The following is a 15117-nucleotide window of genomic DNA, read 5'->3' on the forward strand; positions in this document are numbered from 1 at the left end:
CCTGACCGGGGCGGATGGGGTCTTGATACAGGTCAAAACGGGGATGAAAAACAGGGCCCAAGGGCCCTGTGTCATCAGACAAGCGTACTCGCCTGCGATCAGATGAGGCTGGTCGCCTGCTCCAGCCAGGCGAGATCCTCGCCCTCCAGCAACGGGCTCAGGCGGCGGAAGACCTCCACGTGGTAGTCGTTGATCCAGCGGAACTCGTCCTGGCTCAGCAGGCTGCGGTCGATGAGACGGGTATCGAACGGTACATAGGTCAGCCGCTCGAAGCCCAGCATAGGCAGCTCACCGCGGGCTTCCAGCTCGGTCACCACCACCAGGTTCTCGCAGCGGATGCCGAAGGCATTCTCCCGGTAGTAGCCAGGTTCGTTGGAGAGCACCATGCCCGGCTGCAGCGCCACCAGGCTGCCCTTGGGGGCGATGCGCTGGGGGCCTTCGTGCACGCTGAGGAAGTGGCCGACCCCGTGGCCGGTACCGTGGTCATAGTTGTAGCCGGCCTGCCACAGGGGCATGCGGGCCAGCACGTCCAGCTGGATGCCGGCGGTGCCGCGGGGGAAGCGGGCCTGATCCAGGGCGATGTGGCCCTGCAGCACCCGGGTGAACATCGCCTTGTGCTCCTCGGTCACCTCGCCCACCCGCAGGGTGCGGGTGATGTCGGTGGTACCGTCCAGATACTGGGCGCCGGAGTCCACCAGATAGATGCTGTCCTGGCCGAAGGTGCGCGGCACGCCGTTGGTGTGGCGGTAGTGGCACATGGCGGCGTTGGGGCCGAGCGCGGAGATGGTGTCGAAGCTCGGCTCCACATAGTGATCCTGCTCGCGGCGGAAGGATTCTAGCTGATCTGCCAGGGTACCCTCGTCCACCCCCTCGAACTCGCCGGAGGCGACCAGACGGTCCAGCCAGGCGAGGAAGCGGGTGACGGCGACGCCATCGCGCAGGTGGGCGGTGCGCATGCCCGCCAGCTCCACTTCGTTCTTGCAGGCCTTCGGCAGCATGGTGGGATCCTGACCGGCCACCAGGATGGCGCCTGCCTCCTCCATGACGAGCTGGGTCCAGGCGTTGGCGGTGTTCGGGTCGGCCAGCACCTTCTGATGGTCTTCCCCGATGCGTTGCAGCACGTCACCCAGCTTGTCGATGGGGTAGACGGAGACATCCTGCCCCACGTGCTGGGTGAAGGCGATGCAGTCGATCTTGTCGGTGTCGACGAAGAAATCCATGCTGGTGTTGGCGTAGAGCACGGCGAAGCCCAGTACCACCGGCAGGCGCTCCACGTCGCGGCCGCGCAGGTTCAGCAGCCAGTTGATGGGTTCGGCCTGGGTCAGCAGCACGGCGTCCAGCCCGCGCTTGCGCAGATCCGCTGCCAGTTGCTCGCGCTTGGACTGGCTGGACCGGCCCGCCAGCGCCTCGTTGTAGAGGATGACTGGGGTCTTGGTGGGAAGGGGGCGATCCGTCCAGAGGGGGTCTATGGGGTTCTCGTCCACCCGCACTAGTTCGATGCCGCGATCCGCCAGCACGGCCCTGGCGTTCTGGTACCAGGCCAGGCTGTGCAGGCGGGCGTCGAAGCCGACCCGGGCACCGGCCGGCAGCTGTTCCGCCAGCCACTGCACATGGGGATCCTCGTTCAGATGGAGGAATTCAAACAGCTCGGCGGGGGCCTGCATGCGGGCCTGCACCGTATAACGACCGTCGATGAACAGGGCCGCCCGCTGCGCCATGATGATGGCGAGGCCGGCGGAGCCGTTGAAACCCGTGATCCAGTCCAGACGCTCGGCATGAGCGGGAATGTACTCCCCCAGGTGCTCGTCATCGTGGGGAACGATGAAGGCGTCCAGTTCCTGGGTGGCCAGGGAGGTCCTGAGCTGGGCGACGCGGGTTTCAATAATCTCGAAATGATTCATGTCGTTACTGCCAGATTGTGGTGATGTGAGTGTTCACTGGGATTGGCTGCTCGCCAGGATCTGCTTGATCGACTGGCCAGCCGCCTCGATATGCTGCTTGAGCAGGACCACCGCCTCATGCTTGCGGCGGGCGCGGCACAGCGCCAGCAGCTGAGCGTGCTCGCGCTCTGCCTTGTCCACGCCCCCCTGGGCAAACAGCAGCTCGAAGCGCACGTAGCGGTCACAGCTCAGGTTGATCTGGGCGATGAGCTCCAGCGCCTGGGGGCGGTTGGCGGCCTGATAGAGGGTGGCGTGAAAACTGTGGTTCAACTCGGCCCAGTGCTCGACCTGGGTGCCGGACTCCAGGGCCAGATCGAACTGGGCCAGGATGGCTTGCGCCTTGGCGAAGGTCTCCTCCGTCATCATGTCGACGGCGTGGAACAGGGTATCGGCTTCCAGCAGGGCTCGCAAATAAAAGAGCTCGTCGATGGCCGAGGTGTCCAGCATGGTGACCACGGCGCCGCGATGGGCCTCGAACTTCACCAGCCCCTGGGCCTCCAGCTGCATCAGGGCCTCCCGCACCGGGATGCGACTCACCGCCAGCTCCCTGGCGATGGCGTCCTGGCGCAGGGGGGCGCCGGCGGGGAACTCGCCCCGCAGGATGCGGCCGCGCAGGTTCTCCATCACCATCTGGGTGCGGGTCTTGTAGGGTGGGTTTGGGGTCACGGGGCAGGTTGCAAAATTGTATATTGTATAAAGTTTGGCTGAATCTAACGCGCCACCGTCCCCGTGGCAAGGCTTGGTGGGAGCCAAACGCCGCGCTTTGGCCAAAAAAATACCGGTCAGCTGGGCTGACCGGTATGCAATCCGGGGAGGTGGCTGGTCGTTACAGCTGCGGACCTGCCGCCACCAGACGCTTGCCTTCGTCGTTGTCGGTGAAACGCTCGAAGTTCTTGATGAAGCGTCCCGCCAGATCCACCGCCTTGGCGTCCCATTCGGCCTTGTCGGCGTAGGTATCGCGCGGGTCGAGGATGGCCGGGTTCACATCATGGAGCTCGGTCGGCACTTCCAGGTTGAAGATGGGCAGCACCTTGGTGGGCGCCTGCTCGATGGAACCGTCCAGGATGGCGTCTATGATGGCGCGGGTATCCTTGATGGAGATGCGCTTGCCGGTGCCGTTCCAGCCGGTGTTGACCAGGTAGGCCTCGGCCCCCGCCGCTTCCATCCGCTTCACCAGCTCCTGGCCGTACTTGGTCGGGTGCAGGCTCAGGAAGGCCGCGCCGAAGCAGGAGGAGAAGGTAGGGGTCGGCTCTGTGATGCCGCGCTCGGTACCCGCCAGCTTGGCGGTGAAGCCAGACAGGAAGTGGTACTTGGTCTGCTCCTTGGTCAGCTTGGCGACCGGGGGCAGCACACCGAAGGCATCGGCGGTCAGGAAGATCACCTTGGTGGCGTGACCCGCCTTGGAGACCGGCTTGACGATGTTCTCGATGTGATAGATGGGGTAGGAGACTCGGGTGTTCTCGGTGCGGGAGCCATCGTCGAAGTCGATGGTGCCGTCGGCGGCCACGGTGACGTTCTCCAGCAGCGCATCGCGACGGATGGCGTGGTAGATATCCGGCTCGGCCTCCTCGGAGAGCTTGATGGTCTTGGCGTAGCAGCCCCCTTCGAAGTTGAACACGCCGTTGTCGTCCCAGCCGTGTTCGTCATCGCCGATCAGCTGACGCTTGGGATCGGTGGAGAGGGTGGTCTTGCCGGTGCCGGACAGGCCGAAGAAGATGGCCACGTCGCCGTCCTGACCCACGTTGGCGGAGCAGTGCATGGAGGCTATGCCGCGCAGGGGCAGGAAGTAGTTCATCATGGAGAACATGCCCTTCTTCATCTCGCCACCGTACCAGGTGCCGCCGATGAGTTGCATCTTCTCGGTCATGTTGAAGGCGACGAAGTTCTCGGAGTTGAGGCCCTGCTCCTGCCAGTTCGGGTTGGTGCACTTGGCCCCGTTCATCACCACGAAGTCCGGTTCGAACGTCTTCAGCTCCGCTTCGCTCGGGCGAATGAACATGTTCTTCACGAAGTGCGCCTGCCAGGCCACCTCTGTGATGATGCGCACCGCCAGACGGGTGTCCGGGTTGGCACCGCAGTAGCCGTCGACGACGAACAGGCGTTTGCCGGAGAGCTGTTTGGTCACCAGGGATTTCAGATGTGACCACACTTCAGGGGTAATGGCCTTGTTATCGTTCTTACCCTGGTCAGACCACCACACAGTATTCTGGGTAGTGCCGTCTTTGACGATATATTTATCTTTCGGGGAACGACCGGTGAAGATGCCGGTATTGACGTTGACGGCACCCAGCTCGGTGACGACGCCGCGTTCGAATCCTTCCAGGTCTGGGCGGGTCTCTTCGGCGAAGAGCTGCTCATAACTGGGGTTTCGAATGATTTCCTGGCTGTTTTTGATACCGTACTGGTCCAGTTTCAGTTGTTGGGCCAGGGTGGGTTCTGCCACGATAGTCATTATATTCTCCTGGGTTCAGAGGTTTGTAGGGTTCTATCTGGCGTCCATGCTACCACCTAGGTGGTAGTTTTTAGCGATCGCCATCAAACTTTATAAAATAGGGTATTTTTTTGTTATTTAAGTTAAAGGCGGGTTTTGCCCGCCTTCATTTAGTGTAACTTGTTTGCATCATTACCGGGAGCCCTGCTGAACAGGGTTTCGACGTCGATCCCATCAAATTGGTACTCGGCGCCGCAATAGTCACAATGCATGTCGATCTTGCCGAGCTCCTGCACCATGGCCACCGCCTCTTCCTTCTCTATCTGCAGCAAGGCCCCTTCGCAGCGGGCGCGGGAGCAGGTGCAGCGGAACTCGATGGCCTGGGGATCGAACACCCGCACCTTGTCCTGGTGATAGAGACGGTAGAGGATCTCCTCGGCCTCGAGACCAAACAGCTCCTCGTCCTTGATGGTGGTGGTGAGCTGTTCCAGGTGTTCGAAGTCGGCGCTGTGATCCTCGCTCTGGGCGGGCAGCTCCTGCAGCAGGATCCCGGCGGCGCGGGGCTGGCCCTCGTGATGGCCGGTGCGGATCCAGAGCTTGGTGGCGAGCTGCTCGGACTGGGCGAAGTACTGCTCGAGGCAGCCTGCCAGGGTGTCGGCCTCGAGGGCGATGATGCCCTGATAGCGCTCACCCTGATCCGGGGTGATGGTGATCACCAGCTGGCCGTTGCCGATCAGGCTCTGCAGCTTGCCATCGTCCGGCAGCTCCCCTTCATAGCGGGCCACGCCGCGCAACTGCTGGTTGTGGTCGCCGTTGATCACCGCCAGCCGCACCGGGCCATCCCCTTGCAGCTGCACCGTGATGGAGCCTTCAAACTTGAGGGTGGCGGTCAGCAGGCTGGTGGCGACCAGCAGTTCACCCAACAGCTTCTGCACCTGCACCGGGTAGCTCTGGGCTTCCACTATATGGCGATAGGTGCGATCCAGCTGGACCAGCTCCCCGCGTACTTCGTACTCTTCGAACAGATAGCGATACAGGAGATCTTGGTTACTCATCATGCATTCCTGGGTTCTTCTTAGGGGATATGGACAAAAACATTGTTAAACAGCCGGTTAGGAACTAATTCCCCCGCCTGTCGTCATAAAAGGGCCACGAGGGCTGATTAGTATTGTTTGACCTTGATAAGCTGGCGTCGTTCCTGCTTGTCGGGGCGGCGCTCCGGGCTCGGGGCAAACTGGCTGTTGAAGCGGCGGGCCTCGCTGTTCTCGGCCCGTTTCTTCAGACTCTCGGCGGTCTCTTCATAGAGTCGCTGGGCCAGGGGCGCGGACTTGCGCTGTTCGCTCACCTCGAGTACCCGCACCTCCCGCTCGTCCTGGCCTTGCCAGAAGCGGATGAGGGCGCCGACTTCGACGTGTTTGCCCGGTTTGCTGCGCTGGCCGTTGTAGTGCACCTTGCCGCCATCGATCTGATCCCGGGCCAGGGAGCGGGTCTTGTAGAAACGTGCCGCCCACAGCCACTTGTCGAGGCGGACCAAGGCGCTGGTTTCTGCTAGATTTGGCATGAATCGGCTCCGGATGGCTAAAAGGGAGCCTGATTATACCAGAGGGGAGCCCCGGGGTAGAAACAGGGGACGCCGTGGTGTGACGGAATCTGTATTTTCACCGCTCCACCTCATCCGGTCGGTTGTCTCTGGGTCCATTGCCGTACACAATAGCCAACCGATTTGGATGTCAGAACATTTTGATAAACATGACGCTACCCCCTAGGGATGACCTGCTGAACTCCCTGTTGGCCCGTTGCAAGACGGTGCCACTCGCCCGCTTGAGCCAGCCTCTGTTCTGGCTGCTGCTGCTATTGCTGGCCCAACAGTGTGCCGGTCTCACCTGGCGTCTGTTCGGCCTGACCCAACCGGTTCAATCCCAGCCCTGGCAGCCTTCGGTCACCGCCAGTCAGGGGACGGGGGCCTCCCGTCTCGATATCAGCGGTGTCAGCCGTCTCTCCCTGTTTGGCAAGGCGCCACAGATTGCCGCCGAACAGATGGCCCAGGCGGTCGCGGCCGACGCCCCCAAGACCCAGCTCAACGCCCAGCTCAACGGGGTGCTGGCGAGTTCGGATCCCGCCAAGTCCATCGCCATCATCGCCCATAACGGGTTGCAGAATTCTTACGGTATCGGCGATTACATCGACGGCACCCAGGCCAAGATCCGCCAGGTCTTCGCGGATCGGGTCATCATAGCCCGGGACGGCCGTGACGAGACCCTGATGCTGGACGGGGAGGAGTACGGTAAACCCCTGCCCAAGGCGGCCCAGCCACAGAACAAGCTCTCCACGGTACGCAGCGAGCTGATGAGCAACCCCGGCAAGATCACCGATTACCTCAATATCTCCCCGGTACGGGTGGATGGCCGCATGGTCGGCTATCGCCTCAATCCGGGCAACAATCCTGAATTGTTCAATCAACTCGGGCTGGTCGCCAACGATCTGGCGGTCAGCATCAATGGTCTGGATCTGCGGGATAACGCTCAGGCCATGCAGGCTATGCAGCAAGTGGCGGGCGCCACTGAAATGACCGTCACCGTCGAACGGCAAGGACAGCTCTACGACGTCTATGTCGGCTTGTCAGAATAATGATTGGAGTAGCACCAAGAATGATAAATAAAGGGAAGGGCTGGCGTCTGGCCACGATCGCGGCAGCCTTGATGATGGCGGGCTCTGCCTGGGCCACCGAGTATTCCGCGAGCTTCAAGAATGCCGACATCGAAGAGTTCATCAACACGGTCGGCAAGAACCTGAACAAGACCATCATCATCGAGCCCTCGGTGCGCGGCAAGATCAACGTCCGCAGTTACGATCTGCTCAATGAGGAGCAGTACTACCAGTTCTTCCTGAGCGTGCTCGACGTCTATGGCTTCGCCGTGGTGCCCATGAACAATGGGGTGCTCAAGGTGGTGCGTTCCAAGGATGCCAAGACCTCCGCCATCCCCGTGGTGGATGACAGCAACCCGGGCGTGGGTGACGAGATGGTGACCCGGGTGGTACCGGTGCGCAACGTCTCGGTACGTGAACTGGCGCCCCTGCTGCGTCAGCTCAACGACAACGCCGGCGGCGGCAACGTGGTGCACTACGAGCCTTCCAACGTGCTGCTTATCACCGGCCGCGCCGCCGTGGTCAACCGTCTGGTGGAGGTGGTGCGCCGGGTGGACAAGGCCGGTGACCAGGACATGGATATCATCAAGCTGAAATACGCCTCCGCCGGCGAGATAGTGCGGCTGGTGACCAACCTCAACAAGGATGGCAACAACCAGGGCGGCAACGCCCCCCTGCTGCTGGCTCCCAAGGTGGTGGCGGACGAGCGCACCAACTCCGTGGTGATCAGCGGCGAGCCCAAGGCCCGCGCCCGCATCATCCAGATGGTGCGCCAGCTCGACCGGGATCTGCAGAGCCAGGGCAACACCCGGGTCTTCTACCTGAAATATGGCAAGGCCAAGGATCTGGTGGATGTGCTCAAAGGGGTCAGCTCCAGCATCGAAGCGGACAAGAAGGGGGGTGGCGCGGCGGCCACCGGCGGCGGTGCCAGCATAGGCGGCGGTCAGCTCGCCATCTCCGCCGACGAGACCACCAACGCCCTGGTGATCACCGCCCAGCCGGACGTCATGGCCGAGCTGGAGCAGGTCATCGCCAAGCTCGATATCCGCCGCGCCCAGGTGCTGGTAGAGGCGATCATCGTCGAGGTCTCCGACGGTGACGGCCTGAACCTCGGGGTGCAGTGGGCCAACGCCAATGGCGGCGGCACCCAGTTCACCGATACCGGTCTGCCCATCGGCCCGGCCATCATCGCCGGCAAGGATTACAAGGACAACGGTAACACCGATGGCCTCGACAAGCTGCTCGGCAGCTTTAGCGGCATGGCGGCCGGCTTCTACAAGGGGGACTGGGCGGCTCTGGTGACGGCCCTCTCCACCAACACCAAGAACGACATCCTCTCGACCCCGAGCATCGTCACCATGGACAACAAGGAAGCCTCCTTCAACGTCGGCCAGGAAGTGCCGGTGCAGAGCGGCTCCCAGAGCTCCACCACCAGCGATCAGGTGTTCAATACCATAGAGCGCAAGACGGTGGGGACCAAGCTGGTGGTGACGCCCCAGATCAACGAAGGGGACTCCGTGCTGCTCAACATCGAGCAGGAGGTCTCCAGCGTGGCGCAGACCCAGGCGACCGGTACCGCCAACCTGGGCCCCACCTTCGACACCCGTACCGTGAAGAACGCCGTGCTGGTCAAGAGCGGGGAAACTGTGGTGCTGGGGGGCCTGATGGACGAGAAGACCCAGGAGAAAGTCTCCAAGGTGCCGCTGCTGGGGGATATCCCTGTGCTGGGCTATCTGTTCCGCTCCACCTCCAACACCACGGCCAAGCGTAACCTGATGGTCTTCATCCGACCCACCATATTGCGGGATGCGAACGTCTACACCGGCGTCTCCAGCAACAAGTACACCCTGTTCAGGGCCGAGCAGCTCAATCTGGCCGCCGAGGATCGCTACGCCACCTCGCCCGCCCGCCAGGTGCTGCCCGCCTACGGCCAGGACGTGATGCTGTCCCCCGAGGTGCAAAAACAGATAGAGCTGATGAAGGCGCAGCAGCAGGCGACCGCCACCGGGGTCAGAACCCAGGTGCAGCAGCCCCAGAGCCAACCCTTCGTGCAGAGCAAGCCCTGATGGCTTATCAACTGGACAACAGCGAACTGCCGGCCGAGCTGCCCGAGCTACCGTTCGCCTTCGCCCGCAACTTCGGGGTCATCCTGACCGAGCGCCAGGGAGAGCCCCTGTTGCTCTGCCGTCAGGGGATAAGTCCCCAGACTCTGCTGGAGGTGCGGCGGGTGGCGGGCTGCGGCTTTGCCATCGAGCAGCTTGACAACGACGAGTTCGAGACCCTGCTGATGGCCCACTATCAGCGCGACTCCTCCGAGGCGCGCCAGCTGATGGAGGATCTCGGCAACGAGATGGACTTCTTCGCCCTGGCCGAGGAGCTGCCCCAGAGTGAAGATCTGCTGGACGCCGACGACGACGCCCCCATCATCCGCCTCATCAACGCCATGTTGAGCGAGGCGATAAAAGAAGAGGCGTCCGACATCCACATCGAGACCTTCGAGCGGGCTTTAGTCATTCGCTTCCGTATCGATGGCGTGCTGCGGGAGATATTGCGGCCCCATCGCAAGCTCGCCTCCCTGCTGGTGTCGCGCATCAAGGTCATGTCTCGCATGGACATCGCCGAGAAGCGGGTGCCCCAGGATGGCCGCATCTCCCTGCGCATCGGTGGCCGGGCCGTCGACGTGCGGGTCTCCACCATGCCGTCGAGCTACGGCGAGCGGGTGGTGCTGCGACTGCTGGACAAGAACAACGTGCGCCTCGAGCTCAAGCAGCTCGGCATGACGCTGGCCAATCGCAAGGTGATCAGCGAGCTCATCCGCAAGCCCCACGGCATCATCCTGGTGACGGGGCCGACCGGCTCGGGCAAATCCACCACCCTGTATGCGGCGCTCTCCGAGATCAACTCCCGGGATCGCAACATCCTCACCGTCGAGGATCCCATCGAATATGACCTCGAAGGGGTGGGTCAGACCCAGGTCAACAGCAAGGTGGACATGACCTTCGCCCGGGGTCTGCGCGCCATACTGCGTCAGGATCCGGACGTGGTGATGGTGGGGGAGATCCGGGATCTGGAGACAGCCCAGATCGCGGTGCAGGCCTCCCTCACCGGTCACCTGGTGATGTCGACCCTGCACACCAACACCGCCATCGGCGCCATCACCCGGATGCGGGACATGGGGATAGAGCCCTTCCTGCTCTCCTCGTCCCTGCTGGCGGTGCTGGCCCAGCGGCTGGTGCGCACCCTCTGCCCGGATTGCCGCGCCCCGCGCCCCATCACGGAGCAGGAGCGGCTCGCCATGAGCATGGATCTCCCGCCGGATCAGCAGATCTGGCGCCCGGTCGGCTGCGAGCAGTGCAACCACACCGGCTATCGCGGCCGGACCGGTATCCACGAGCTGGTGGTGATCGACGACGCGGTGCGCGAGGCCATCCACGGCGCCAGCGGTGAGCTCGCCATTGAGCGGCTGATCCGGGGTCATACCCCCAGCATCCGCCGTGACGGCATCGACAAGGTGCTGCTCGGCCAGACCAGCCTCGAAGAAGTGCTGCGCGTGACCCGGGAAGACTGAGATGGCGGCGTTCGAATACAAGGCCCTGGATCTGCGGGGCAGGAACAAGTCCGGGGTGATGGAGGGGGACTCCGCCCGCCAGGTGCGCCAGCTGCTGCGAGAGCAGGGGCTGACGCCGCTCGAGGTCAACGAGACCACGGAGAAGGCGAAACGGGAGGCCAATCGCTTCGTGCTGTTTCGTCGTGGCGCCTCCACCGCCGAGCTGGCCCTCATCACCCGCCAGCTGGCGACCCTGGTGGGGGCCGGCCTCACCATAGAAGAGGCGCTCAAGGCGGTGGCCGAGCAGTGCGAGAAGGCCCATCTGCGCAGCCTGGTGGCGACGGTGCGCAGCAAGGTGGTGGAGGGCTATTCCCTCGCCGACTCCCTCGGTGCCTTCCCCCATGTGTTCGATCAGCTGTTCCGCTCCATGGTGGCGGCCGGCGAGAAGTCCGGTCACCTGGAGAAGGTACTGAACCGGCTCGCCGACTACACGGAGCAGCGCCAGCACATGCGCACCAAGCTGCTGCAGGCGATGATCTACCCCATCGTCCTCACCTGCGTCGCCATAGGCGTCATTTCCATACTGCTCACCGCCGTGGTCCCCAAGGTGGTGGCCCAGTTCGAACACATGGGCCAGCAACTGCCCGGCACCACCCGCTTCCTCATCGGTACCAGCGAACTGCTGCAGCACTACGGCCTCTGGTTCCTGCTGCTGCTCTTCATCGGCGGCTTTGTATGGCGCTGGTGGCTGGGGGATGAAGATCGCCGTCGCCACTGGCACGCCGTGCTGCTGCGCCTGCCAGTCATAGGCCGGGTCAGCCGCGGCCTCAACACCGCCCGTTTCGCCCGCACCCTGAGCATCCTCAACGCCAGCGCCGTGCCCCTGCTCGAGGGGATGAAGATAGCCGGTGAGGTGCTCTCCAACGACTTCGCCCGCCATCGCATCGGTGAGGCGACCGAACGGGTGCGGGAGGGGACCAGCCTGCGCAAGGCGCTGGATGAAACCAAGATTTTCCCGCCCATGATGCTGCACATGATCGCCTCCGGCGAGCAGAGCGGCGAGCTCGACAGCATGCTGGAGCGGGCGGCGGACAACCAGGACAGGGAGTTCGAAACCCAGGTGAACATCGCCCTGGGGGTGTTCGAGCCCATGCTGGTGGTCTCCATGGCCGGGGTGGTGCTGTTTATCGTGATGTCGATACTGCAGCCGATCCTCGAGCTCAACAACATGGTGAATCTCTGATACAGGCCGGGCGCCCTATCTTCGGGTGAGCCCGCCGATTTGAATGCAACAACAAGGTTAATCATCGATGGCCTGCGCCATCTTATTCGTTAGGGAGTCATAGCAATGCACAATCGTCGTCAACGGGGTTTCACCCTGCTGGAAGTCATGGTGGTCATCGTGATCCTGGGGATCCTGGCCAGCCTGGTGGTGCCCAACCTGATGGGCAACAAGGAGAAGGCGGATCAGCAGAAGGCGGTCTCCGACATAGTCGCGCTGGAAAATGCCCTCGACATGTACAAGCTGGACAACAACCGCTACCCCACCACAGAGCAGGGGCTGGATGCCCTGGTCAACAAGCCGACTGCCTCCCCGGAACCGCGGAGCTACCGGGAAGGGGGCTACATCAAGCGTCTGCCGCAGGATCCCTGGGGTAACCAGTACCAGCTGCTGAGCCCTGGCCAGTTCGGCAAGATCGACATCTTCAGCATGGGGCTGGATGGGGAAGCCGGTACCGATGACGACATCGGCAACTGGAACCTGAAGGACTTCCAATAAGTGCGTGATTGCGCCGTGCTTCAGGCTCTGTTGGTCAGGCTCCCGTGAGATCCGCCTCGTCCTGCCATCGCCAGTCCGGCTTTACCCTGCTGGAGGTTTTGCTGGTCGCCATGCTGATGGGGCTTGTCGCCACCGCCGTCACCCTCAGCATGGGGGGCGCCAGGGGTGACAGGGAGCTGGACAAGCAGGCCCGCCGCTTCATGGCGACCCTGCAACAGGCCCAGGAGTATTCGGTGATGGATGGCCGGCTGCTGGGGCTGAGGGTCGAGGATCACGGTTGGCAGTTTATGTCCCGCGCGGCCAAAGACAGAAAATGGCAGGCGCTGACCGGCGACAAGATCCTGGGGCCGGTGGAGCTGCCGGAAGAGATGACCCTGAGCATTGAGCTGGAGGGATTCAGCTGGGGGACAGATTCCGATGAGAAAGCGGAGCAGAACCGTGACGAGCGGGAACGTACGCCCCAGATCCTCATCTTCCCGGGGGGGGAGCTCACCCCCTTCGTGCTGAGCCTGAGCCAGCAGGTGGATGACGAGAAGTACTTGCGCACCGTCAAGGGGGACGAGTTCGGTCGCCTCTCCCTGCAAGAAGACGAAGAGGAAGAAGAGTGAGACGCCAGGCGCCCAGAATGCGCGGCATGACGTTGCTGGAGGTCATGGTGGCACTGGCGGTGTTCGCCATCGCCGGCCTCGCCGTGATGAAGACCGCCAGCGAGCATCTCTCCGGCCTCAGCTATCTGGAAGAGAAGACGCTGGCGACCTGGGTGGTGGAGAACCAGCTGGTGCAGCAGAAACTCGAGGCCAAGTGGCCGGGAGACAGCTGGGTGGAAGGGGACGAGGAGATGGCCGGCCAGACCTGGTACTGGCGCTATCGCGGCGTCGCCACCGCCGACACCAACTTCAAGGCGCTGGACATGGAGGTGCGCACCGCGCCCAAGGCCCAGAGCCCGGTGGCCATGATCAGGACCTATATCAGCCGATGAGCGGGACTCAACATATGGATGGGTGCCAGAGCCAGCGGATGACGCGCCTTGCCCTCCCAGCCCGTCATGGTTGTTCTACCCGGCGCGAGGCGCCGGTTGAGGTATCGCCGGGGCGGCGTGCCGCCATGGCCCGTGGCTTTACCCTGCTGGAGATGCTGGTGGCCATCGCCATCTTCGCCACCCTGAGCCTGGGTGCCTATCAGGTGCTGCAGGGGGTGCTCACCAGCGACGAGGTGGCGAAGAAGAAGGAGAACCGGCTGTCCGAGCTGCAGCTCGCCTTTGGCCTGCTGGAGCGGGACGTCAGCCAGATGGTGCCCCGCAGCGGCCGCATCGACGGCGAGAACAACAAGGTGCTGCTGGCGGCGTCCCGCTTCGGCCAGCAGAGCGATGACTGGGGCATGGCCTTCATCCGCGGCGGCTGGCTCAATCCGGACGGCATACTGCCGCGCTCCGGCCTGCAGCGGGTGGGTTGGCGCCTCAAGGATCAGACCCTGGAGCGGCTGAGCTACCTTTACCCGGATCCCGTGATAGGCACGGAGCCGCGCATCCAGCCCGTACTCAAGGGGGTGACGGCACTGCGCCTCTATTTCTATGACAGGGGTCAGTGGAAGGAGGAGTGGACCCAGCGCGACCAGCTGCCCCATGGGCTGGCGGTGGAGCTGGATCTGGAGGATTACGGTACCATACGCAGGCAGTTCCTGATTGGGGCCGGTGGCCAGAGGGCCGAGAATGGCGGCTAAGCGTCCCTCCCGTCCCGTCCGCCAGGGGGGCATGGCCCTGCTGGTGGTGCTGCTCATCCTGTCGGTGATGGTGATCATTGCCAGCAACATGAGCGGCAGGTTGCAGCTCGAGTTGAGACGGACCAGCAACCTCACCATCGGCAAGCAGGCATGGTGGTACGCCATGTCGGCGGAGGCCCTGGTGATCAAGGTGCTCAACCAGGACTACAAGGACGATCCCGAGGTGGTGAGCCTGGGGCAGAACTGGGCGTGGGAGGACGGGGTCTTCCCGGTGGATGACGGCACCCTGTCCGGCCGGGTGCGGGATCTGCAGTCCTGCTTCAACCTCAACAGCCTGAGCGTGGCGAAGAAAGAGGGGGAGGACGGGGACAACCTGGAGACTCAGCCCTATGCGGTCAAGGCATTCCGTGCCCTGCTGGTGGCGCTGGAGGTCGAGGAGTATGAGGCGGTGCAGCTGACCGATGCCATCCGGGACTGGACCGACAAGGATACCCAGCTGGTGTCCAGCTACGGGGCCGAGGACGCCTACTACGAGGGGCTCACCCCGCCCTATCTGGTGGCCAACCAGTGGATGCTGGGCACGGATGAGCTGAGGGCGGTGCGGGGTATGACGGGAGCGCTCTACGCGAGGCTGGCTCCCTATGTCTGCACCCTGCCCAATGACAAGCTGGTGGTGAACATCAACACCATCAAGCCCGAGCGGGCGGCCCTGCTGGTCGGCCTCTACCAGGGCAAGATTGGGCTGGACGATGCCAAGCAGGTGCTGACCAGCCGCCCCAAGAAGGGGTGGAAGAACAAGCAGGAAATGACGAGTCAGATGCAGGTGCAGCCGGGGGCCGTCAGTGGCCTCGACACCGCCCTGGACATCAAGAGCAGCTACTTCGAGGCCAGCCTGCTGGCCGAGGTGGGTGACGCGCGGGCCCGCCTGAAGTCGGTGTTCCAGCGCGGCAAGGACGGCAAACTGGTCATGTTGCGGCGTCTGAACGACGGCGCAGAATAACCGGGGAGGGCGGCCACAGGGGCGCCTTCCCCGACCCCGTATCGATACCGCAGC

14 protein-coding genes are annotated in these 15117 nt (G+C 63.2%); 9 read left to right on the forward strand and 5 right to left on the reverse strand.

The features are described from left to right. Nucleotides 1-98 precede the first annotated feature (98 nt). The 5 genes from ACT5M9_RS14870 to hslR all read right to left on the reverse strand — a co-directional run bounded on the left by ACT5M9_RS14870 (nucleotide 99) and on the right by hslR (nucleotide 5932). Complete coding sequence (locus ACT5M9_RS14870; protein WP_457982238.1) at nucleotides 99-1901, reverse strand: aminopeptidase P family protein; 1803 nt, start codon at nucleotides 1899-1901, stop codon at nucleotides 99-101. A gap of 33 nt (nucleotides 1902-1934) precedes the next feature. Then, a complete protein-coding gene (locus tag ACT5M9_RS14875; protein ID WP_457982438.1) occupies nucleotides 1935-2570 on the reverse strand; it encodes a GntR family transcriptional regulator in 636 nt (211 codons plus the stop codon). A gap of 196 nt (nucleotides 2571-2766) precedes the next feature. Then, a complete protein-coding gene (pckA, locus tag ACT5M9_RS14880; protein WP_457982239.1) occupies nucleotides 2767-4392 on the reverse strand; it encodes a phosphoenolpyruvate carboxykinase (ATP) in 1626 nt (541 codons plus the stop codon). Between the two features lie 149 nt (nucleotides 4393-4541). Beyond that, nucleotides 4542-5426 (reverse strand): Hsp33 family molecular chaperone HslO, encoded by an 885-nt coding sequence (gene hslO / locus ACT5M9_RS14885; protein ID WP_438549298.1) that lies wholly within the window; start codon nucleotides 5424-5426, stop codon nucleotides 4542-4544. 107 nt (nucleotides 5427-5533) lie between these two features. Further along, a complete protein-coding gene (gene hslR, locus ACT5M9_RS14890; RefSeq protein ID WP_457982241.1) occupies nucleotides 5534-5932 on the reverse strand; it encodes a ribosome-associated heat shock protein Hsp15 in 399 nt (132 codons plus the stop codon). Nucleotides 5933-6144: 212 nt separating this feature from the next. Between hslR and exeC the strand changes: the two genes are divergently transcribed. The 9 genes from exeC (at nucleotide 6145) to exeK (ending at nucleotide 15063) form a co-directional block, all read left to right on the forward strand. Continuing rightward, nucleotides 6145-6999, forward strand: coding sequence for a GspC family type II secretion system variant ExeC (gene exeC / locus ACT5M9_RS14895; RefSeq protein WP_457982440.1), 855 nt, complete (start codon nucleotides 6145-6147; stop codon nucleotides 6997-6999). Between the two features lie 20 nt (nucleotides 7000-7019). Next, entirely contained in the window at nucleotides 7020-9083 is a 2064-nt protein-coding gene (exeD, locus tag ACT5M9_RS14900) for a GspD family T2SS secretin variant ExeD (RefSeq protein WP_438549296.1), read from the forward strand. Further along, a complete protein-coding gene (exeE, locus tag ACT5M9_RS14905; RefSeq protein ID WP_438549452.1) occupies nucleotides 9080-10585 on the forward strand; it encodes a GspE family T2SS ATPase variant ExeE in 1506 nt (501 codons plus the stop codon). Before exeD ends, exeE begins: the two co-directional genes overlap by 4 nt. A gap of 1 nt (nucleotide 10586) precedes the next feature. Next, complete coding sequence (exeF, locus tag ACT5M9_RS14910) at nucleotides 10587-11807, forward strand: GspF family T2SS innner membrane protein variant ExeF (RefSeq protein ID WP_457982243.1); 1221 nt, start codon at nucleotides 10587-10589, stop codon at nucleotides 11805-11807. A gap of 105 nt (nucleotides 11808-11912) precedes the next feature. Beyond that, on the forward strand, nucleotides 11913-12344 hold the full coding sequence (exeG, locus tag ACT5M9_RS14915) for a GspG family T2SS major pseudopilin variant ExeG (RefSeq protein WP_438549294.1): 432 nt from the start codon (nucleotides 11913-11915) through the stop codon (nucleotides 12342-12344). Between the two features lie 44 nt (nucleotides 12345-12388). Continuing rightward, the gene (gene exeH, locus ACT5M9_RS14920) at nucleotides 12389-12952 is read left to right on the forward strand and encodes a GspH family T2SS minor pseudopilin variant ExeH (RefSeq protein WP_457982245.1); all 564 of its coding nucleotides are present in this window, start codon (nucleotides 12389-12391) and stop codon (nucleotides 12950-12952) included. A gap of 17 nt (nucleotides 12953-12969) precedes the next feature. Next, nucleotides 12970-13323: a GspI family T2SS minor pseudopilin variant ExeI gene (gene exeI / locus ACT5M9_RS14925; RefSeq protein ID WP_438549292.1), complete on the forward strand. Its 354-nt coding sequence runs from the start codon at nucleotides 12970-12972 to the stop codon at nucleotides 13321-13323. Between the two features lie 125 nt (nucleotides 13324-13448). Next, complete coding sequence (exeJ, locus tag ACT5M9_RS14930) at nucleotides 13449-14063, forward strand: GspJ family T2SS minor pseudopilin variant ExeJ (protein ID WP_457982442.1); 615 nt, start codon at nucleotides 13449-13451, stop codon at nucleotides 14061-14063. Then, entirely contained in the window at nucleotides 14053-15063 is a 1011-nt protein-coding gene (gene exeK, locus ACT5M9_RS14935) for a GspK family T2SS minor pseudopilin variant ExeK (RefSeq protein WP_457982246.1), read from the forward strand. Before exeJ ends, exeK begins: the two co-directional genes overlap by 11 nt. Nucleotides 15064-15117: the final 54 nt, after the last annotated feature.

It is taken from the genome of Aeromonas sp. AE23HZ002T15 (assembly GCF_054165525.2).

What these genes read in the sequence shown, in the direction of transcription:
- ACT5M9_RS14870 (WP_457982238.1), bottom strand. Translation starts at nt 1,901, where the DNA reads ATGAATCATTTCGAGATTATTGAAACCCGCGTCGCCCAGCTCAGGACC.
- ACT5M9_RS14875 (WP_457982438.1), bottom strand. Translation starts at nt 2,570, where the DNA reads ATGGTGATGGAGAACCTGCGCGGCCGCATCCTGCGGGGCGAGTTCCCC.
- pckA (WP_457982239.1), bottom strand. Translation starts at nt 4,392, where the DNA reads ATGACTATCGTGGCAGAACCCACCCTGGCCCAACAACTGAAACTGGAC.
- hslO (WP_438549298.1), bottom strand. Translation starts at nt 5,426, where the DNA reads ATGAGTAACCAAGATCTCCTGTATCGCTATCTGTTCGAAGAGTACGAA.
- hslR (WP_457982241.1), bottom strand. Translation starts at nt 5,932, where the DNA reads ATGCCAAATCTAGCAGAAACCAGCGCCTTGGTCCGCCTCGACAAGTGG.
- exeD (WP_438549296.1), top strand. Translation starts at nt 7,020, where the DNA reads ATGATAAATAAAGGGAAGGGCTGGCGTCTGGCCACGATCGCGGCAGCC.
- exeF (WP_457982243.1), top strand. Translation starts at nt 10,587, where the DNA reads ATGGCGGCGTTCGAATACAAGGCCCTGGATCTGCGGGGCAGGAACAAG.
- exeG (WP_438549294.1), top strand. Translation starts at nt 11,913, where the DNA reads ATGCACAATCGTCGTCAACGGGGTTTCACCCTGCTGGAAGTCATGGTG.
- exeI (WP_438549292.1), top strand. Translation starts at nt 12,970, where the DNA reads ATGCGCGGCATGACGTTGCTGGAGGTCATGGTGGCACTGGCGGTGTTC.
- exeJ (WP_457982442.1), top strand. Translation starts at nt 13,449, where the DNA reads ATGGCCCGTGGCTTTACCCTGCTGGAGATGCTGGTGGCCATCGCCATC.
- exeK (WP_457982246.1), top strand. Translation starts at nt 14,053, where the DNA reads ATGGCGGCTAAGCGTCCCTCCCGTCCCGTCCGCCAGGGGGGCATGGCC.